The sequence below is a fragment of the Thermomonas brevis genome (genome assembly GCF_014395425.1).
Lineage (GTDB): Bacteria > Pseudomonadota > Gammaproteobacteria > Xanthomonadales > Xanthomonadaceae > Thermomonas > Thermomonas brevis.
In genome coordinates, this window is sequence record NZ_CP060711.1 from 3257914 (window position 1) to 3278055 (window position 20142).

The 20142-nt window shown below is 69.6% G+C and carries 10 protein-coding genes and 1 pseudogene; 3 read left to right on the forward strand and 8 right to left on the reverse strand.

Annotation, left to right across the window (positions count from 1 at the left end; genetic code table 11):
- Positions 1 to 2: 2 nt before the first annotated feature.
- The 4 genes and pseudogenes from siaA to H9L17_RS15125 all read right to left on the reverse strand — a co-directional run bounded on the left by siaA (position 3) and on the right by H9L17_RS15125 (position 6232).
- Positions 3 to 1991, reverse strand: coding sequence for a biofilm regulation protein phosphatase SiaA (gene siaA, locus H9L17_RS15110; RefSeq protein WP_187570234.1), 1989 nt, complete (start codon positions 1989 to 1991; stop codon positions 3 to 5).
- A gap of 131 nt (positions 1992 to 2122) precedes the next feature.
- A pseudogene (locus tag H9L17_RS15115) lies at positions 2123 to 4385 on the reverse strand (Tex family protein); the annotation flags it as partial.
- Between the two features lie 97 nt (positions 4386 to 4482).
- Positions 4483 to 4974, reverse strand: coding sequence for a hypothetical protein (locus tag H9L17_RS15120; protein ID WP_187570236.1), 492 nt, complete (start codon positions 4972 to 4974; stop codon positions 4483 to 4485).
- Positions 4958 to 6232 (reverse strand): MFS transporter, encoded by a 1275-nt coding sequence (locus H9L17_RS15125; protein WP_187570237.1) that lies wholly within the window; start codon positions 6230 to 6232, stop codon positions 4958 to 4960. The genes H9L17_RS15120 and H9L17_RS15125 overlap by 17 nt, the downstream gene beginning before the upstream one ends.
- Before the next feature lie 110 nt (positions 6233 to 6342).
- Here H9L17_RS15125 and H9L17_RS15130 point away from each other — a divergent pair, with 110 nt between their 5' ends.
- Positions 6343 to 8280 carry a CocE/NonD family hydrolase gene (locus tag H9L17_RS15130; RefSeq protein ID WP_187570238.1) on the forward strand — a complete coding sequence of 646 codons (1938 nt, stop codon included), beginning with the start codon at positions 6343 to 6345 and terminating at the stop codon, positions 8278 to 8280.
- A gap of 207 nt (positions 8281 to 8487) precedes the next feature.
- Here H9L17_RS15130 and dinB read toward each other — a convergent pair whose 3' ends face one another.
- The 4 genes from dinB to H9L17_RS15150 form a co-directional block, all read right to left on the reverse strand.
- Positions 8488 to 9555: a DNA polymerase IV gene (gene dinB / locus H9L17_RS15135; RefSeq protein WP_187571997.1), complete on the reverse strand. Its 1068-nt coding sequence runs from the start codon at positions 9553 to 9555 to the stop codon at positions 8488 to 8490.
- A gap of 70 nt (positions 9556 to 9625) precedes the next feature.
- Positions 9626 to 10909 carry a hypothetical protein gene (locus H9L17_RS15140; protein ID WP_187570239.1) on the reverse strand — a complete coding sequence of 428 codons (1284 nt, stop codon included), beginning with the start codon at positions 10907 to 10909 and terminating at the stop codon, positions 9626 to 9628.
- Between the two features lie 76 nt (positions 10910 to 10985).
- Positions 10986 to 12647, reverse strand: a complete 1662-nt coding sequence (locus H9L17_RS15145; RefSeq protein ID WP_187570240.1) for a Na+/H+ antiporter — start codon at positions 12645 to 12647, stop codon at positions 10986 to 10988.
- Between the two features lie 140 nt (positions 12648 to 12787).
- Positions 12788 to 14191: a GntP family permease gene (locus H9L17_RS15150; protein WP_187570241.1), complete on the reverse strand. Its 1404-nt coding sequence runs from the start codon at positions 14189 to 14191 to the stop codon at positions 12788 to 12790.
- A gap of 155 nt (positions 14192 to 14346) precedes the next feature.
- Between H9L17_RS15150 and H9L17_RS15155 the strand changes: the two genes are divergently transcribed.
- Positions 14347 to 16605 (forward strand): TonB-dependent receptor, encoded by a 2259-nt coding sequence (locus tag H9L17_RS15155; protein ID WP_187570242.1) that lies wholly within the window; start codon positions 14347 to 14349, stop codon positions 16603 to 16605.
- Between the two features lie 117 nt (positions 16606 to 16722).
- A complete protein-coding gene (locus H9L17_RS15160; RefSeq protein WP_187570243.1) occupies positions 16723 to 20124 on the forward strand; it encodes a PAS-domain containing protein in 3402 nt (1133 codons plus the stop codon).
- Positions 20125 to 20142: the final 18 nt, after the last annotated feature.

A 20142-nucleotide genomic window follows, 5' to 3' on the forward strand; every position in this document is an offset into this window, starting at 1 on the left:
CGTCAATCGAGGCGGAACGATAGCACCGTGATGTCGTCACGCTGCGGGTAGTCGCCCTGGTAGCCGGCCAGCGCCGCGGCGAGCGCCGCGGCCTGTTCCGACAGCGGCCGGTGCGCGTTGGCCTGCAGCAGCTGGCGGAAGCGCCCGCTGCCGAACCCGAAGCCCTGTTCGCCGCCGGCCTGGTCGAGCAGGCCATCGGTGACCAGGCAGTAGGTGGTGCCGGCGTGCAGCGGCATGCGGACGTTGGCGTAGTCGCCACGGCGGCGATCGCCGAGCGGGCGGCGTGAGCCGGGCACGTGCTCGACCGTGTCGCCGTCGCTGTGGAACAGGCCGATGGCCGCGCCCGCGAACAGCAGTTCGCCGTCGATGCGGTCGACGTACACCAGGCCGGCGTCGGTATTGGTGGCGACGGCGCGCGCCAGCTGCGCATCGGCCAGCAGCTCGCGCAGGGTGGCGTCGGCCTGGCGCAGGATGCCGGCCGGATCGCGCAGCCCGGCCAGGCCCAACGCATGATCGATGGCCGAGCGCGCCAGCATCGTCATCAGCGCGCCCGGCACGCCGTGGCCAGCGCAGTCCATCACCCCGAGCAGGAAGCCGCGTTCGTCGGCGCGGAACACGTAGAAGTCGCCGCCGACCACGTCGCGCGGCTTCCACAGCACGTGGTGGTTTTCGCCCAGCACCTGCGCCAGCTCGCGGTCGGGCAGGATGGTGCGCTGGATCAGGCTGGCGTAGTCGATCGAATCGTCGATCTTCTTGTGCGCTTGTACCACCTGCGCGTGACTGGCCTCCAGCGCGGCGGTGCGCTCGCGCACCTTGTCCTCCAGCTCGCTGGTGTGCGCGCGCACCTGCGCGGCCATGCTGGCGAAGGCGCGGCTCAGCGCGCCGATCTCGTCCTTGCCGGCCGCCGGCAGGTCCGCTTCGTAATGTCCCTGCGCGATCGCTTCCGCCGACCGCTGCAGCGCGCGCAGCGGACGCAGCATCAGCCGCTCGATCGAATAGCCGACGCCGGCCAGCAGCACCACCAGCACGGCGGCCATGCCCAGCCCCAGGTACAGCAGCCAGGGGCCGCCGATGATCTGCGCTTCCTGCAGGTCCACCAGCGTGACCACGTGCCAGTGCAGCTCCGGGATGAAGCTCACCGCCAGCAGCCGGTGCGCCCGCCCTTGCCGCACTTCCTGCAGCAGGGCGACGTCGGGCTGGGCGCGGCTGCGCTGGAGCAGGGCGGACAGCGCGGCGGGATCGGTGCCCGGTAGCAAGCCAGCCAGAGTCTGGTCCGCGCCTGCGCGTTTCTGCGCGAGGTTCAGCGCCACCCGGCGCTGGTCCGGGTGCGCCTGGATGGCGCCTTCGGCGTCGACGATCATCGGCACCACGCCGGGCTCGGCGCGGTTGATGAGCGCGTGCAGAAAGCCCGACAGGTCCACGCCGCTGCCGGCGATGCCGAGCTTCTGCCTGCCGTCTTGCGCCACCACGTTGATCCACACCCGCGTCTGCCGCAGCTTGGCGTCGTAGTTGACGTTGATGTTGTACGGCTGGCCGGAGCGCAGGGTGGCGAAGAACCAGCCGTCCTCCGGGTCGTCGGCGTGCAGGTGGTAGCGCGGCAGCTCGCTTGTCGGCTTGCCGGCCTCGTTGAAGTAGTAGCCGAGGTCGAGCGCGCTGATGACGAAGTAGGTGCCGCTGCTCAGCGCCTGCTGGTAGCCGCGGGCTTCCTCGAAGAAGGCGGCGCGGTTGGCGGCGCTGGGGTCGCGCAGCATCCGCCACAGCAGCGGCGAATCCGCCAGCCGCTGCGACAGCGCCAGCTCCCGGCTGAGCGGGGCGAGGATGCGCTCGCGGTTGAGCAATGTGTAATCGCGCGCGTACGCCTGGCCGAAATGGCTGCGCGCGGCGGCGGCGAGCTTGCTGCCGATCAGCAGCGCCGGCAGCAGCGCCAGCAGGCAGGCGACCAGCAGCGCCAGCAAGGATTTACCGCGAAGTCCCAACCCCTTGCTGGCCATGTGATTCCCTGCGCTGTCGGCGCCGATTTTGCCACATCAGCCGCGGCGCAACCCCTTGAGCGCATCGGCCATCGCGCTGTTGAACGGCGCTTTCTGCTGCTGCGGCGCGGCCGGCTTCGGCCCGCGCGGTGGGTTGCCGTCGCGGCGGGCGGGGCGCTCGTCGCGTCGCGCGTCGGTGCGCGCTTCGCCGCGCGCTTCCCCAACGGGATCGTCCAGGCGTCGGGTCAGCGCGATGCGCTTGCGCGCCACGTCCACTTCCAGCACCTTCACCTTGACGATGTCGCCGGCCTTCACCACTTCGCGCGGGTCCTTCACGTAGCGGTCGGACAGCGCGGAGATGTGGACCAGCCCGTCCTGGTGCACGCCGATATCCACGAACGCGCCGAACGCGGCCACGTTGCTGACCACGCCTTCCAGCACCATGCCGGGACGCAGGTCCTTGATGTCCTCCACGCCGTCGGCGAACTGCGCGGCCTTGAATTCCGGGCGCGGGTCGCGGCCGGGTTTTTCCAGTTCCTTCAGGATGTCGCGCACGGTGGGTTCGCCGAAGCGGTCGTCGGTGAACTGCGACGGCTTCAGCGAGCGCAGGAAGGCGCTGTCGCCGATGATCTGCTTCACCTGCTTGCCGCCGGCGGCCAGGATGCGTTCCACCACCGGATAGGCTTCCGGGTGCACCGAGGACGCGTCCAGCGGCTGCTCGCCGTCCATGATGCGCAGGAAGCCCGCGCACTGCTCGAAGGTCTTGTCGCCCAGACGCGGCACCTTCAGCAACGCCTTGCGCGAGGGGAACGCGCCGTGCTGGTCGCGGTACGTGACGATGTTCTCGGCCACGGTCGCCGACAGGCCGGACACGCGCGCCAGCAGCGCGCCGGAGGCGGTGTTCACGTCCACGCCGACCGCGTTCACGCAGTCCTCCACCTTCGCGTCCAGCGCGCGGGCGAGGCGGTATTGATCGACGTCGTGCTGGTACTGGCCAACACCAATTGCCTTCGGTTCGATCTTCACCAACTCGGCCAGCGGATCCTGCAACCGGCGCGCGATGGACACCGCGCCGCGCAGCGACACGTCGAGATTCGGGAACTCCTTCGCCGCCAGTTCCGACGCCGAATACACCGACGCGCCGGCCTCGCTGACCACGATCTTCTGCACCTTCAGCTCGGGGACGAGCTTGAGCAGGTCGCCGGCCAGCTTGTCGGTTTCGCGCGACGCGGTGCCGTTGCCGATGGCGACGAGCTGCACGCCGTGCGCGACGCACAGCTTCTTAAGCGCCGCCAGCGATTGATCCCACTGCCGGCGCGGTTCGTGCGGATAGATGGTGTCGGTGGCGACCAGCTTGCCGGTGGCATCGACCACCGCCACCTTCACGCCGGTGCGCAGGCCGGGATCCAAGCCCAGCACCGCCTTCGGGCCGGCGGGCGCGGCCAGCAGCAGGTCCTTGAGGTTGTCGCCGAACACGGCGATGGCTTCGCCTTCGGCCTTCTCGCGCGCCTGGTTGAACAGGTCGAGCAGCAGGTGCATGTGGATCTTGGCGCGCCATGCAAGGCGTACCGCGTTGCGCAGCCATGCGTCGGCGGCGCGCCCGCGCACGTCGATGCCGGCGTGCAGGGCGATGCGGCCCTCGGCGTACTGATGGCCGGCCTCGGCATCCGCGCCCGGATCGAGGTCGAGCTGCAGGAACTCCTCGCGCCGCCCGCGCAGCAGCGCCAGCATGCGGTGCGAAGGAATCCTTGCCAGCGGCTCGGCGTGGTCGAAGTAGTCGCGGAACTTCTCGCCGGCGGCTTCCTTGCCTTCCACCACCTTCGAGCGGATCAGGCCCTCGCGCGCCAGCCACTCGCGCAGTTCGCCCAGCAGCGCGGCGTCCTCGCCCCAGCGCTCGATCAGGATCGCGCGCGCGCCCTCCAGCGCGGCCTTGGCATCGACAACGCCCTTGTCGGCATCGACGAAGCTGGCGGCGAATTCTTCCGGCACCAGGGTCGGATCGGCGACCAGCCCGTCGGCCAGCGGCTCCAGCCCGGCCTCGCGCGCGATCTGCGCGCGGGTGCGGCGCTTCTGTTTGTAGGGCAGGTACAAATCTTCCAGCCGCGATTTGCTGTCGGCGGCTTCGATGTCGGCGCGCAGTTCGGCGGTGAGCTTGCCCTGCTCCTCGATGCTGGACAGGATCGCCGCGCGGCGATCCTCCATCTCGCGCAGATAGGTCAGCCGCGTTTCCAGGTTGCGCAGCTGGGTGTCGTCCAGCCCGCCGGTCACTTCCTTGCGGTAGCGGGCGATGAAGGGCACGGTCGCGCCTTCGTCCAGCAGGCCGACGGCGGCCTGCACCTGCGGCGTCTGCGCGCCGATCTCCTCGGCGATGGTGGAAGCGATCTTGCGCGCGAGCGCGGCGGACAGTTGGGTCATCGAAACGGATTCTGGCACTTGGAGTCCGCCATTTTCGCGGTGTCGGCCGCCTGCGTCACTCTTGACAGGCAGGGATTCCCGCCGGTCCGGGAACGTGTCAGGCGGCGCGTCCGTACTCGTGCAGCACCTGCCACGGATTCGAATCGCGCTGCTCGATGAGCGCGATGGTGCGGAAGGTCGCGGTGAGGCCCGCAACCTCGGTCAGATCGGGTGTGGCGCCGGTCGCGTGACGCGGATGCAGCAGCGTGAGGTGCGCGCCGTGGGTCGGGGCCGACGGCCCGAGCAGGAACCTGCGCAGATCCTGGTATTGCTCCGCGCCATGCGTCGGGCGCAGCAGGATGCAGCCATCGGGCAGCACCTGCGGCGCGCCGAAGCGCAAGGTAAGGGAGAACGCGCCGAGGTCCGAAAGGCGCCGTTCGAGCGTCGGCCAATCGGCCAGTTCGTCGTCCCGGCACAGCGTCACGTGCGCGGGAATCAGGGCGTGCTGGCGCGGATCGAGCCGTTGCCGGATGGGTTCGACCAAGGCGCGCTGTTCCGGCGGCAGGAACAGCGTGAGCTGGCGTCTCATCGGTTTATCGATTGCGCCCACGCCATTCCACGAACAGGCCCAGCGCCACGCCCATCGCCGCCATCCAGGCGATGTAGTGCATCGGCGCCGCCGGGTTGTCCTTCATCGCCAGACTGAGCAGCACCGGCGTCAGCCCGCCGGCGATGGCGTAGGCCACGTTGTAGGAGAACGACAGCCCGGAAAAGCGCACCCGCGCCGGGAAGCCGCCCAGCGCGATTGCCGGGATCATCGCGGTCAGGCCCACCGCGCTTCCGGCGATGGCGTAGTGCCATTGCGAATACTCGCCGGCCTGCGCCTCGCGATAGAACCACCAGAACGCGACGCCCAGCAGCAGGCTCCACAGCGCCAGCACGCGGCCCGCGCCGAAGCGGTCGGCCAGTGTGCCGGCGACGAGGTTGGCCGCCATCGCCGCCAGCACCGCCAGTGCGTTGCCGGCCAGCGCGGCGTCGCGGCTCACGCCCATGCCTTGCAGGAAGGTCGGCATCATCAGGATCGTCACCACCACCGCGGCGGTGAGCAGCCAGGTCAGCAGCATGCCCAGCGCGACCGCGCCGGCGTGGTCGCGCACCACCGCCTTCAGCGGCAGCTCGGCCGACAGCGCGCGGCGCTGCTGCAGTTCGGCGAACACCGGCGTTTCGTGCAACTGCCGGCGCAGGATCATCGCCAGCAGCCCGAACATGCCGCCGACCACGAACGGCACGCGCCAGCCCCATGCCATCAACTGCGCCTCGTCGAACGCGGCGTTGATCGCGCGTGCCACCAGCGAGCCCAGCAGGATGCCGGCCAGCAGGCCCAGCGACAGCGAGCCGCAGGCGAGGTTGCGATGCCGCGGTGAAACGTGCTCGCTGACGAACACCCACGCGCCCGGCGCCTCGCCGCCGATCGCCGCGCCCTGCATGATCCGCAGCACCAGCAGCAGGATCGGCGCCAGCACGCCGGCCTGCGCGTAGGTCGGCAGCAGGCCCATCAGCAGAGTCGGAATCGCCATCAGCAGAATGCTCAGCATGAACATCCGCTTGCGCCCGGACAGGTCGCCGAAGTGCGCCATCAGCACGCCGCCCAAGGGGCGCGCGAGATAGCCGGCTGCGAAGATGCCGAAGGTCTGCACCAGCTTCAGCCACTGCGGCATGTCGGCGGGAAAGAACAGCGCCCCCATGACGGTGGCGAAGAACACGAACACCACGAAGTCGTAGAACTCCAGCGCGCCGCCGAGCGAAGCCAGCGCGAGGGTCTTGAGCTGTTGGCGGGACAGGCCGGGGGCGTGGGCGGTGTCGGTCATCCGCCCAGAGTATGCCAAGCCGCGTGCCCGGCGAAGTGCGAACGGGCACGCAGACCGGCGGCGGACGCCGTGCAACACTCCGACGCTGATCCAGTCGGAGGGGAAGGGCGATGCGGATGCGGACGATGGTGCGCGCGACGGGGTTGGCGGTGGCGCTGGCGATGGCCGGGAGCGCGTTGGCGCAGACCGCGCCGATGACGCCGGACATCACCGGCAAGAAGTTCAACGCGCCGGAGCCGCAGCGCGATTTCGTCAAGCGCGTCGAGATGATCCCGATGCGCGACGGCGTCAAGCTCTACACGGTCATCGTGATCCCGAAGGGCGCGCACGACGCGCCGATCCTGCTGACCCGCACGCCCTACAACGCGGCCAAGCGCGCCAACCGGATGCCCAACGCGGAGCGCATGGTCGATGCGCTGCCGCAGGGCGACAGCGTGTTCGCCGAGGACGGCTATATCCGCGTGTTCCAGGACGTGCGCGGCAAGTACGGCTCGGAAGGCGACTACGTGATGACCCGACCGCCGCGCGGGCCGCTCAACAAGACCGGCATCGACCACGGCACCGACGCTTGGGACACCATCGACTGGCTGGTCAAGCATCTGCCGGAGAGCAACGGCCGGGTCGGCATGCTGGGTTCGTCCTATGAGGGCTTCACCGTGGTGATGGCGCTGCTGGATCCGCATCCGGCACTGAAGGTGGCCGCGCCGGAAAGCCCGATGGTCGACGGCTGGATCGGCGACGACTGGTTCCAGAATGGCGCCTATCGGCAGATCAATCTTGGCTACCTCACCGGCCAGACCACCGTGCGCGGCGAGGGCGCGAAGATCGAGCGCGCCAGCGGCGACGACTACACCAGCTTCCTGCGCGCCGGTTCGGTCGGCGACTACGCGCGCGCCGCCGGGCTGGAGCAACTGCCGGCCTGGCGCAAGCTCACCGAGCACCCGGCCTACGACGCCTACTGGCAGCAGCAGGCGCTGGACAAGCTGCTGGCGAAGCTGCCCGCGATCACCGTGCCCACGATGTGGGAGCAGGGTCTGTGGGACCAGGAGGACATGTACGGCGGCAACCACGCCTGGATCGCGTGGGAAACCAAGGACGCCGACAACAGTCGCAACCATCTGGTGATTGGCCCGTGGCGGCACAGCCAGGCCAATTACGACGGCAGCAGTCTGGGCGACTTGAAGTTCGACGGCGACACCGCGCTGCAATGGCGGCGCGACGTGCTCAAGCCGTTCTTCGACCAGTACCTCAAACCCGGCGCGCCGGTGGTTAAGACGCCGCCGGTGTGGATCTACAACGCGGGCAGAAACCGCTGGGACACCTATGCCACGTGGCCGCAGAGCTGCGCGCAGGGCTGCCCGCACGCGTCTGCGCCGCTGTACCTGCACGCTGATGGAACGCTGGGCGGCACGCCCGTCGCGGGCGGCGCGCAGTACGCCGAATACGCGTCCGATCCCGCCAAGCCGGTGCCGTTCGTGCCGCGCCCGGTGGACATGGGCGATCGCACGACGTGGACGACCTGGCTGGTCAAGGACCAGCGCTTCGTCGACGGCCGCACCGACGTGCTGACCTATGCCAGCGCGCCGCTGACCGCGCCGCTGTCGCTGGCCGGCGTGCCCATCGCGCATCTGTTCGCCTCGACCTCGGGCAGCGACAGCGACTGGGTGGTCAAGCTGATCGACGTCTATCCCGACCAGTATCCGGACGATCCGAAGATGGCCGGCTACCAGCTGCCGATCGCGCTGACGATCTTCCGTGGCCGCTACCGCGAAGGCTTCGACAAGCCGCAGGCGTTGCAGGTCGACGCACCGCTGGCCTACACCTTCGATCTGCCGAACGTGAATCACGTGCTGAAGCCCGGCCATCGCCTGATGGTGCAGATCCAGTCCAGCCTGTTCCCGTTGTACGACCGCAATCCGCAGACCTTTGTCGACAATATTTTCTTCGCCAAGCCTGGCGACTACCGCAGGGCGACCCAACGGATCTGGGCGACGCCGCAGCAGGCCAGTTTCATCGAGTTGCCGGTGGCGGCGGGGGCGTTGCCGTAAAGCTTTCCCTCTCCCCATCGCAGATGGAAAGAGGGTGGCGACTGCGGGCGCAGGAGCGCCCGCGAACAGCGAAGCTGACCCGAAGGGCGAACGCCATGAATGGCGTGAGTTAGCCGGGTGAGGGGCGCTTTCCGCCCGAAACAGCAAGCCTCTCATCCGCCTTCGGCACCTTCTCCCGCGAGCGGGGAGAAGGAATGGAATCGCGTTTCATGGCGCTGCGTTGCTTACGAACAGATCGTCCTGTTCCGGACTGCCGTCCGGCTCTGCGAAGCCGGATAGCCCCACGCCGACCAGCCGGTAGCGCGTCGTTTCCGGCAGGGCCACGCGCTGGCGCAGATCGCAGGCGGTCTGCGCCAGCGTCGCTTCGTCGGTCGGCGGCTCCGCCGCGGTCAGGCTGCGGGTGAGGATGCGGAAGTCGCTGGTCTTCAGCTTCAGCACCACGGTGCGGGCGATGCGGTCGGGATGCTGCGCGCGTTCGCGCAAATAGCCGGCCCAGGTGGACGCGGCCAGGCGGCGGATGTGCGGCTCCAGATCTTCCAGCGGCAGATCGGTAGCGAAGGTGTCCTCGCTGGAAATCTGCAATGTCGGGCGTTCGGTCTGCACCTCGCGTGCGTCGATGCCCAGCGAGAGTTCGTGCAGCCGCCGTCCCCAGCGGCCGAAGCGCGCCTCCAGCGGCTCCGCGCCGAACGTGCGCAGGTCCGCGCAGCTGGCGATGCCGAGTTCGGCCAGCTTCGCTTCCATCACCTTGCCCACGCCGGGCAGGCGGCCCACCGGCAGCGGCGCGAGGAAGGCATCGACCATCGCTGGCTTGAGCACGAATTGCCCGTCCGGCTTGTTCCAGTCGCTGGCGATCTTGGCGAGGAACTTGTTGGGCGCGATGCCGGCGGAGGCGGTGAGCCGGGTTTCCGCGCGGATCGCGTCGCGGATCTCGCTGGCGATGGCGGTGGCGCTGCCGAGGTCGCGCTTCGGCGCGGTGACGTCCAGGTACGCTTCGTCCAGCGACAGCGGTTCGATCAGGTCGGTATAGCGCTCGAAGATCCCGCGCACCTGCTTCGACACCGCCTTGTAGCGGACGAAGTCCGGCGGCACGAACACCGCCTGCGGGCATAGCCGCTCCGCGCGCACCGCCGGCATCGCCGAGCGCACGCCGAATTTGCGCGCCTCGTAGCTGGCCGCGCAGACCACCGAACGCGTGCCGCGCCACGCCACCACCACCGGCTGGCCGCGCAGCGAAGGATCGTCGCGCTGCTCCACCGACGCGTAGAACGCGTCCATGTCGACGTGGATGATCTTGCGCTGCAGTACTTCGCTCACCCGGTGATTTTATTCTGGCGCAGGCACGGCCTCAGCGCCAGAACGGGATCACCTCGTAGGCCTCATTGCCGTTGCTCTTCTCCGCGGCCATCGCGCGTGCGATCCGGAGTTCGTGCCGGCCCGGCGCCAATCCGCGGACGTCGATCATCGCCAGCAGGGCAGGGCGGTCGGTACGCGCGTCGCTGGCGATTTCATAGCGCAGCCCGGCGACCGGTTTTCCGTCCAGCAGGACGGCATGCAGGGCTTGCAGGCAGGCCAGCAGGGCCGCATCGCCGGATTGCCGACCAGTGGGGCAGGCGCGTTGCAGCGCCGGTGCGTCCTGCCGTGGCGCATACGGCACGACCAGCTGCACGTAAGCGTCTTCGACGGTCATGGACTGGATGAACGGGACGAGCGGGTCACGTGCAGGGTTGCGCCGGTCGTCGTAGTGCGCGGCTGCCACGGCAGGAGACGCCGCAGCGGGGAACAGTCCGTAATTGCCGAATGGCTTGTCGCTGAGCATGTTCCCGTACGTGACCATGACCGATCCGGCCGTGGCGAACATGATCAGGAAGATCAGGATGCCGACCCGCCGGTCGCCGCCGTTACTCGCCAGCAGCGCCCTGATCCGGTTGTTGCCCGCTCTCACGCCGGCCTTCGCGTACAGGCGCAGTATCGCGGTGACGGCCTTGTGCCAGCGTCCGTCGGGTTGCCATTCCGCACCGAACCGGCGATCCAGCAGCATGGCGAGCACGTAGGGCAGCAGGAACGCCAGGAACACCGCGCCGAACAGCAGCAGCCCGAGGTCTTCCTGGCCCAGGGACGATGCGAGGGCCGTCGCCGCGCCCGTCAGCAGCGTCACCGGCAGTGTGACGATCACCAGGACCAGCGCGAGCATGATGCCGCTGGCGAACACCGTGGTGGCGAGGTTGTCGGCCCGCTCGATCACCACTTCGGTCGATTCCTGATGCTCGCGTTCGACCTCGCGCTGCAAGGGGCCCATCCGCAGCCTGTCCCAGCGCACGTCCCCCGGATAGATCGAATGGATGCCGACCAGCGCGATCCAGCGGGCGCGCAGCAGCAGGTGGATCACGAACGTTGCGGCCAGGATCAGCGCCACGCTCTTGTTGTAGATGTATCCCAGCTTGGCGATCTGCGACCAGGTCTGGTCCAGACGAGGCATCAGCGCGAACAGCGCATCGTCCAGCCAGCCCGGCAGCTGCAGCATGGCGAACACCGCCACGCCGGAAATCAGCAACTCCGCCTCCCAGGTGGGCGTGGTGTGGCGGGGAAGCTGGCGGGCACCGCCGGGCGGCGTAGAGGTGTAATCGGTCATGGGATGCAAGCCTAAGCGAAGCGCTGAGCGGGCGATACGCGGCGTTGCCGCGCCCGCGTCGCGGTCATGGCGGACGCTAGTGCGCGGCGCGCGGCGTCAGGCTGGACTCGATCAAGTCCACCTCGCGCACCAGCCGCCGCATCAGGTCGTCTTCGATGGCGTGGGTGCGGCACAGGCGGTACAGCTCGTCGCGTTCGGCGGCCAGCGCCTTCAGGCGCAGCGAGCGTTCGGCGGCGGCGAGGCGGCGGATGTCGGTCAGCTTTTCGCCGCTGGGGTCGCCGTAGTCCAACCGGCGCTGGTAGACGTCCAGCACACGCAGGCCGGCTTCGGAGCGCAGCGCCTGGTTGGCGGCGTCGGCAGGAGTGTCGGCCAGCGCCTGCTCGATGCGGCGGATCGCGGCTTCGGTAGCGGCCACGCGCGCATGCGCTTCGTCGTGTCGGCTGCCGCTGATTTCCAGCGCCGGATCGCCCGCGATCAGTCCGCGCGCCAGCAGCGGCAGGGCGACGCTGGCGATCAGCAGGGACAGCACGATCACGCCCATCGCGATCAGGATGACCGCGTCGCGCGCGGGGAAGGCGTCGCCGTCCGGCAGCAGCAGCGGCAGGGTCAGGATGCCGGCCAGGGTGATCGCGCCGCGCACGCCGGCGGCGGAGGCGACCGCCCGCAGCCGCAGCGAGGGCATGGTGCGCGCCTCGCCCTTGAACCGCGCATAGGTCACGCCGGCGAAGGCGGCGATCGACACCCAGGCGAAGCGCAGCACGCCCAGCGCCAGGGTGATGACGGCCATGTAGCCCAGCAAATGCCAGGGCGTGTGCGTGCCGACCTGCGCCGCCACGTCCGGCAGCTGCCGCAGCATGCGCGGCAGCTGGTCGCCCAGCAGCACGAAGATGATGCCGTTCAGCGCCGCCTGCACGGTGTCCCAGACCGCCGCGCGCTGCATGCGCGTGGCCGGCAGCGGACGGTCGGAGAGTTCGCCGTAGTGCATCGCGATGCCGGCCACCGCCGCCGCGAGGATGCCAGAGACGTGCAGGTGTTCGGCGGCGAGGTAGGCGGCGAACGGGATCAGCAGGCTGACCAGGATCTGCGGAGCGGGCTCCTCGCCCGCGCGCCGCACCAGGAAGCGGTTGAGCCGGCCGATGGCCCAGGTGACGGCCACGCCGGTCAGCACGCCGCCGCCGGCCACCAGCATGAAGTGCCACGAAGCGCTGGTGGGCGAGAACTGTCCGGTCATCACCGCCGTCACCGCGAAGGTGAAGCAGACCAGGCCGGTGGCGTCGTTGAGCAGCGATTCGCCTTCCAGGATGTGCATCAGCCGCGAGGGCACCGGCGCGTTGGCGGTCATCGCGCTCACCGCCACCGGGTCGGTGGGCGAGAGGATCGCCGCCAGCGCGAACGCCACCGCCAGCGGTACCGCAGGCAGCAGCCAGTGGATGAAGTAGCCCATGCCGGCCACGGTGAACACCACCAGGCCGATGGCGAGGGTGAGGATGGCGCGCCAGTCGTGCAGGAACGCGCCCTTCGGGATGCGCCAGCCGTCGAGGAACAGCAGCGGCGGGATGAACAGCAGCAGGAACAGATAGGGCTCGAACGTCACCTCGAAGCCGAAGAACTGCGACAGCACTGCGCCGATGGCGATTTGCAGCAGCGGAAGTGGCACCCGGATCGGCAGCAGCCGCACCACGAAGGTGCTGACCACCACGGCCAGCAGGAACACGAGCGCCATCGTCACCACCGGCATCGGCGAACTCTCCAGGTATCGGCAAGGGATGCCTCAACCTTGCCGTACAAGCCGTGTCAGCGGCAACCTGTTTTTGTTGCGACGCACTTTTTTCTTCGTCATTCCCGCGAAATCGGGAATGACGCATGACGGCGTGATGGTCAGGTCAGCCCGAATGCGTAGTACAGCCCGATCACCACGAACACCGCCAGCGTCTTGATGCAGGTGACCGCGAAGATGTCCTTGTAGGCCTGCCGGTGCGTCAACCCGGTGACCGCCAGCAACGTGATGACCGCGCCGTTGTGCGGCAGCGTGTCCATGCCGCCCGAAGCCATCGCCGCCACGCGGTGCAGCACGTCCATCGGGATGCCGGCGGCGTGCGCATTGGCGATGAAGGTGTCGGCCATCGCCGCAAGGGCAATGCTCATTCCGCCGGAAGCCGAGCCGGTGATGCCGGCCAGCGCGGTGACGGTGACCGCTTCGTTGACCAGCGGATTCGGGATCGAGCCCAGGGCGTTCGCGACCACCAGAAAGCCGGGCAGGGCGGCGATCACCGCACCGAAGCCGTATTCCGATGCCGTGTTCATGCCCGCCAGCAGCGCGCCGGAAATCGCCGACTTGCTGCCCTCGGCGAAGCTGGCCTTGACCGGCTTCCACGCGAACAGCAGCACGCAGGCGATGCCGGCCAGCAGCGCGCCTTCCACCGCCCAGATCGCGGCGACCTTCGCCACTTCCTGCACCACCGGCGCCGGATTGCCGATCACCGCCGGCACGAAGCTGGCGCTGTCGCCGTAATGCGCGGGAATCCACAGCGTCAGCAGCTTGTTGACCACGCCGACCAGCAGCAGCGGCAGGATCGCGACCAGCGGATGCGCCAGCCGGCCGCCGGCGAAGGCCACCGGCTCGTTGACCAGCGTGGCCGCATCGCCGTAGCCATCGCCGTTGCGCGCGGCCACGCGCCGCCGCCAATCGAGGTAGAGCAGGCCCACGATCAGGATGAACACGCCGCCCAGCGTGCCCAGCACCGGCGCGGCCCAGGTGTTGGTGCCGAAGAAAGTGGTGGGAATGATGTTCTGGATCTGCGGCGTGCCAGGCAGCGCATCCATCGTGAAGGTGAACGCGCCCAGCGCGATCGTGCCGGGGATCAGCCGCTTGGGGATGTTCGACTGGCGGAACAGCTCGGCCGCGAACGGATACACCGCGAACACCACCACGAACAGCGACACCCCGCCGTAGGTCAGCAGCGCGCAGACCAGCACGATGGACAGCATCGCCCGCTGCGCGCCGACCATCCGGATGGTGGCCTGCACGATGGCCTTGGAGAACCCCGACAGTTCGATCACCTTGCCGAACACCGCGCCGAGCAGGAACACCGGGAAGTACAGCTTGAGGAAGCCGACCATCTTGTCCATGAACAGGCCGGTGAACATCGGCGCCACCAGCTGCGGATCGGTCAGCAGCACCGCGCCCAGCGCCGCCACCGGCGCGAACAGGATCACGCTGTAGCCGCGGTAGGCCACCAGCATCAGGAAGCACAGCACGGCCAACACGATCAGAAACGACATGCCCATCCCCGGCGGCGGAATCAGGGCTGCGAGTGTCGGCGCGGCGGCAGGGGCGGCCCATTGTCCGAACGTCCAATGCCGCCGCGAGGCGTTGCCGCTTACCTTGCCGGCCATTGGTGGTAATCGTGCCGCCTGCAGCACCCGGAGGGGGACAGATGAAACGCAAGCAATTGAGCAAGGCGATCCATGGCGCGCTGGCCGTTTCGCTGCTGGTCGGCGCGGGCTCCGCGGCCGCGCAGGACGCGCCGGCGGCGAAGCCGGGCGAGCAGGAGGCGAAGACGCTGGACGCCGTCACCGTGACCGCGCGCCGCCGCGCCGAATCCATCCTGGACGTGCCGGTCGCCGTCTCCGCGTTCGGCGAGGACGAACTGAAGGACATGCAGGCCAGCGGCATCGACGGCCTGCAGGGCGCGGTGCCGAACGCCAACATCGTGCAGGGCCGCGGTTCGGCGAACAGCGTCAACGCGTTCATCCGCGGCATCGGCCAGCCCGACGCGCTGCAGACCTTCGACCCGGGCGTGGGCCTGTACGTCGACGACGTGTACTACTCGCGCATCAACGGCGCGCTGTTCTCGCTGTTCGACGTCTCCCAGGTGGAAGTGCTGCGCGGCCCGCAGGGCACGCTGTACGGCAAGAACTCCACCGGCGGCGCGATCAAGGTCAGCACCAAGAACCCGTTCGACCACGAGGGCGGCGCCGCCGAACTGACCCTGGGCGATTACGGGCGCCGGGAAGGCAGCTTCTACTACAGCGGCAAGTTCAGCGAGACCGTCGCCGCCAGTATTGCGGGTGCCAAGATCGTCAACGATGGCTACGTGGAGAACCGCGCCGGCGGCCACAATTTCAACGACGACGACACCGAGGCGCTGCGCGTGAAGCTGGCGTTCAAGCTGTCGGACGCCTTCAGCGCCACGCTCGCCCTCGACCACACCAAACAGGACGCCGCGCTGTCGATGGGCCGGCCGATGGCGCCCCTGATCCAGACCAGCATCGCGCCGGCCGGCGTTAAGGTGCTGCAGCCGGGCGAAACCGGCGACTGGGACCACGCCGCCGAAACCTCGTTCTCGCCGGACAAGGGGCAGACGCTGAAGCACGATGGTGCTTCGCTGGCGATGGACTGGGACCTCAGCGAGCAGTGGCGACTCAAGAGCGTCACCGCCTACCGCAAGCTGAAGACCGAGTCCTACATCGACATCGACGCCTCGAAGTACGAGCTGGGCGACGTGCTGGTGGCGCTGGACCAGGACCAGAAGAGTCAGGAGTTCCAGCTGCACTACGACAACGGCAGCACCCTGCACCTGACCTTCGGCGCGTACTGGCTGAAGGAGCACGTGACCTCGTACCAGGAAGCGTACGCGGACGACCTGTTTACCTTCCTCGGCAGTCCGATCGCCTTCCTGCGCACGATCGGCGACGACCTGACCACCACCAGCACGGCCGCGTTCGCGCACGCCAACTGGGAGTTCGCGCCGACCTGGACGCTGGCCGCCGGCGTGCGCTGGACCAAGGACAAGAAGGACTACGAGCGCACCACCAGCACCTTCTGGGGCCCGGCGCTGGCCGCGCTCAACGGCACTGTGCCGTTCCCGAAGACCTCCGCGTCGTGGACGGCGACGACGCCGTCGGTCAGCCTGCAGAAGAAGTTCAGCGACCACCTGATGGGCTACGTGTCGGCCAACCGCGGCTACAAGTCCGGCGGCTTCAACGGCCGCGCCAACACCGCCTACGACGTGCTGCACGCGAAGTACGACCCGGAATTCGTGTGGACCTACGAAGCCGGCCTGAAGGCGCAGTCCGCCGACGGCCGCCGGCGCGGCGGCATCACCGCCTTCGTCAGCGACTACAAGGATTTCCAGGCGCGCGTGTCGCAGGACGTGGGCACCTTCCCGGTGCTCAACGCGGCGGAGCTGGACATCAAGGGCATCGAGCTGGAGGGCAGCACGCTGGTCGGCAGCGCCACCACGATCACCGCGCAGTTCAGCTGGCTGGATGCGCAGTACAAGCGCTTCGAGGACTTCCGCCTCGACCCGGGCTACGCCGGCTACGACCTCAACGTGAACCACGACCACGTGCCGTTCTCGCCGAAGGTCACCGCGCGCGTGGCCGTGCAGCACGGCTTCGATCTGGCCAACGGCTCGCGGCTGGCGATCGGCGGCGACCTGTCGTATCGCGGCACCACCTGGCTGTCGGTCGACAACCGCGACGTGCTGAAGCAGGACTACTACAGCGTGGTCGGCGTGTACGGCGTGTGGGATTCGCCGCAGTACACGTGGCAGGTGCGCGCCGGCATCCGCAACCTGACCGACGAGAGCTACATGGTCGAAGGCCAGGAGTTCGCCAGCGTCGGCAACATCCAGACCGCGTACTACGGCCTGCCGCGCAACGTGTACCTGTCGGTGCGCTACAACTTCTGACCGGCGGTTCCCGATCCGGCGGGACGGCGACGGCGGGCCTCGGCCCGCCGTCGCGCTATCCTCGCCGCGAATGCCCTGCGATGACCCGCTTACCCGCACATGCCTGAAGGCGGCGCCATGCTGAGCGTCGCCGCAGTCGTGGCCGCCGCGCTGCTGTGGCTGGGCCTGCTGTTCGGCACCGGCCTGTACGCCGAGCGCCATCCGGACGTGTTCGCGAAGCATTGGCGGCACGTCTACGCGCTGTCGCTGGCGGTGCACTGCACCTCGTGGACGTTCTACGGCACCGTCACCCAGGCCGCGCGCTACGGCTGGCCGCTGCCGCCGACCTTCGTCGGCGCGATCCTGTTCTACGCGCTGGCGATGGCGTTCATGGCGCGGCTGGTGCGGCTGGCGCGCGAGAGCAACGCCACCTCGCTGGCCGACCTGATCGCCACCCGGCTCGGCAAGGACGCGTGGCTGGCGGCGACGGTGACGCTGGTCGCGGTGCTGGGGCTGATCCCGTACATCGCGCTGCAACTGCAGGCGATCACCATGAGCCTGGCCACCGTCACCACTGGCATCGGCACCGCGGACGACGGCGCGCCGCCGCTGTGGCGCGACGGCGCGCTGTACGTGGCGCTGGCGATGGCGCTGTTCGCGATCCTGTTCGGCACCCGTCGGGTCAGCGCCGCCGAGCACAACCGCGGCCTGGTGCTGGCGCTGGCGTTCGAATCGCTGTTCAAGCTGGTGGCGATGCTGGCGCTGGGCGCGTTCGTCTGGTTCGGCGTGCGCGGCCTGCCGGAGCTGCCGAAGGCCGCGGCGTCGATGCCGGCGGCGGGTGGTTTCATGCCGCTGGTGATCCTGGGCGCGCTGGCGATGTTCGTGATGCCGCACCAGTTCCACGTCGGCGTGGTGGAATGCCGCGACGAGGCCGACGTGCGCACCGCGCGCTGGCAGTTCCCGCTGTACCTGCTGCTGATCGCGCTGCCGACGCTGGCGCTGGCGCGCGCCGGCGCCGCGCTGCTGGGCGATGCGGTGCCGACCGACATGTACGCGCTGGCGCTGCCGCTGGCGCAGGACCATCGCGGCGTGGCGCTGCTGGTGTTCCTCGGCGGCCTCAGCGCGGCCACCGGCATGGTGATCGTCAGCACGCTGACGCTGAGCCTGATGATCGGCAACCACTGGTTCGCGCCCGGCCTGCTGCGCGGCGCGTGGGCGCGCGGGATCGGCGACGACGAGGGCGATGGCGAGCGCGGCGACCATCGCGGCGACCTGCTGCTGCTGCGCCGCGCCGGCATCGTCGCGCTGATGCTGCTGGGCTGGGCGTACAGCCGGCTGGTCAGCGGCAACGAGGCGCTGGCCGACGTCGGCGCGGTGTCGTTCTCGGCGCTGGCGACGCTGGTGCCGGCGCTGGGCTTCGCGGTGTGGCGGACGCAGACGCCGGCGTTCGCGGCCACCGGCGGCGTGCTGGCCGGCTTCGCCGCGTGGTCGTGGGTGATGCTGGTGCCGACGCTGGTGGCGACGACGGGCGGCGATCCCGCTTGGCTGCGCGACGGCCCGTTCGGCCTGGCCTGGCTGGCGCCCGACGCGGCGTTCGGCTTGACCGGCTGGAGCAGGCTGGGCCGCGCGGTGGGCGTGAGCCTGTTCGTCGGCACCGCCGCCACGTTGCTGCTGGCCGCGTTGCGCGGCGCGCCGCATCGAAGGCAGGCGCGCGGGGCCGACCTCGCCACCTTGCGCAATGCCGGCCGGCGTTTCCTGCCGGCGGCGCGCGTGGACGAACTGCTGCGCCACGCACCGGCCACGGGCCCGGTGCCGACGCGGATCGAATCGCGGCTGGAGCACGAACTGGCCGCCGTGCTCGGCAGCGCTTCGGCGCGGCTGCTGCTGGACGCCGCGCGCCGCGATCTTGCCGAGGATGCCGACCGGCGCGGCGCCGACCTCGACACCGTCGCCGCCATCGTCGGCGAAGCCTCGCAGGACCTGCGCTTCAACCAGCGCGTGCTGGAGGCGGCGCTGGAGAACATGAGCCAGGGCATCAGCGTGGTCGATGCCGAGCTGCGGCTGGTGGCGTGGAACCGCCGTTATGAGGAACTGTTCGGCTATCCACCGGGGATGCTGCGGGTCGGCATGCCGATCGCCGAGGCCTCGCGCTGGGCGCTGCGCGAAGTGGCCGGCATCGACCCGGCGCGCGCCGCCGCCGCGCTGGAGCGCCGCCTAGCGCACATGCGCACGGGCACGCCGCACCTGTCCGAACGCGTGTTCCGCGGCGGCAGGAGCATCGAGGACATCATCGTCGAAATCCGCGGCAACCCGATGCCGGGCGGCGGCTTCGTCGCGACGTTCACCGACGTCACCGCGTTCCGCGAGGCGGAGAGCGGGTTGAAGCGCATCAACGAAACGCTGGAGCAGCGCGTGGCCGAGCGCACCGCGCTGCTGGAAGCGGCCAAGCACGAGGCCGAGCACGCCAACGACGCCAAGAGCCGCTTCCTCGCCGCCATCGGCCACGACCTGCTGCAGCCGCTGCACGCCGCGCACCTGTTCGCCGACACCCTGCAACAGCGCGGCGACGGCGAGCAGCGGGAGCTTGCGCGGCACATCGGCGCCGCGCTGGATTCCACCACCGACCTGCTGACCACGCTGCTGGACATGTCGCGGCTGGAAGCCGGCGGGCTGGTGCCGGAGCCGCGCGATTTCCCGCTGGCCGACGTGCTCGATCCGCTGGTGGCGCAGTTCCGCGTGCTGGCGCGGCAGCGCGGCCTGCGCCTGCGCTTCGTGCCGACCCGCGCTTGGGTGCGCAGCGATCCGCAGCTGCTGCGGCGCGTGCTGCAGAACTTTCTCGCCAACGCGCTGCGCTACACCGAGCGCGGCAGCGTGCTGCTGGGCGCAAGGCGGGCGGGGAACGCGCTGCGCATCGAAGTGCACGACACCGGCCCCGGCATCGAAGCGGAGCGGCGCGATGAGATCTTCGAGGAGTTCCGCCGCGGCGACGGCGCGCCGGGGCAGGGGCTCGGGCTGGGCCTGGCCATCGCCCGCCGCATCGCGCAATTGCTGGACGCTTCGATCCGGCTGCACAGCGTGCCCGCGCGCGGCAGCGCGTTCGCCATCGACGTGCCGCGCGCGGCGACGGCGCAGCCGCATCGGACTTCGCGGCGCGGGCTGGCGGGGCTGCGCGTGCTGGTGGTCGACAACGAAGCGCAGGCGCGCGACGCGCTGGCCGGCGTGCTGCGCGGCTGGGAATGCGAGGCGGTGGCGGTGGGCGAGGGCGAAGCCGCCGCGGCGGTGTTGGCGTTCGCGCCGTGCGACCTGTGGATCTTCGACTACCACCTCGACGGCGGCGACGACGGCGTGTCGCTGCACGCACGACTCGCGGCGGAGTTCCCCGCCGCGCCCTGCCTGATCCTCAGCGCCGACCAGACCGGCGCCGTGCGCAGCGCCGCGCAGGAAGCCGGGCTGCCGCTGCTGATGAAGCCGCTGCGCCCGCTGGCGCTGAAATCGATGCTGGACCGGATGCTGGCGGCGCGCGGCTCGGAGTTTTCCTAGCCGCTTCTGCGGGAAAGC

Excerpts from the sequence above, each read along its gene's own strand:
- siaA (WP_187570234.1), bottom strand. The coding sequence starts at position 1,991 with ATGGCCAGCAAGGGGTTGGGACTTCGCGGTAAATCCTTGCTGGCGCTG.
- H9L17_RS15125 (WP_187570237.1), bottom strand. The coding sequence starts at position 6,232 with ATGACCGACACCGCCCACGCCCCCGGCCTGTCCCGCCAACAGCTCAAG.
- H9L17_RS15130 (WP_187570238.1), top strand. The coding sequence starts at position 6,343 with ATGCGGATGCGGACGATGGTGCGCGCGACGGGGTTGGCGGTGGCGCTG.
- dinB (WP_187571997.1), bottom strand. The coding sequence starts at position 9,555 with ATGGACGCGTTCTACGCGTCGGTGGAGCAGCGCGACGATCCTTCGCTG.
- H9L17_RS15140 (WP_187570239.1), bottom strand. The coding sequence starts at position 10,909 with ATGACCGATTACACCTCTACGCCGCCCGGCGGTGCCCGCCAGCTTCCC.
- H9L17_RS15145 (WP_187570240.1), bottom strand. The coding sequence starts at position 12,647 with ATGCCGGTGGTGACGATGGCGCTCGTGTTCCTGCTGGCCGTGGTGGTC.
- H9L17_RS15150 (WP_187570241.1), bottom strand. The coding sequence starts at position 14,191 with ATGTCGTTTCTGATCGTGTTGGCCGTGCTGTGCTTCCTGATGCTGGTG.
- H9L17_RS15155 (WP_187570242.1), top strand. The coding sequence starts at position 14,347 with ATGAAACGCAAGCAATTGAGCAAGGCGATCCATGGCGCGCTGGCCGTT.
- H9L17_RS15160 (WP_187570243.1), top strand. The coding sequence starts at position 16,723 with ATGCTGAGCGTCGCCGCAGTCGTGGCCGCCGCGCTGCTGTGGCTGGGC.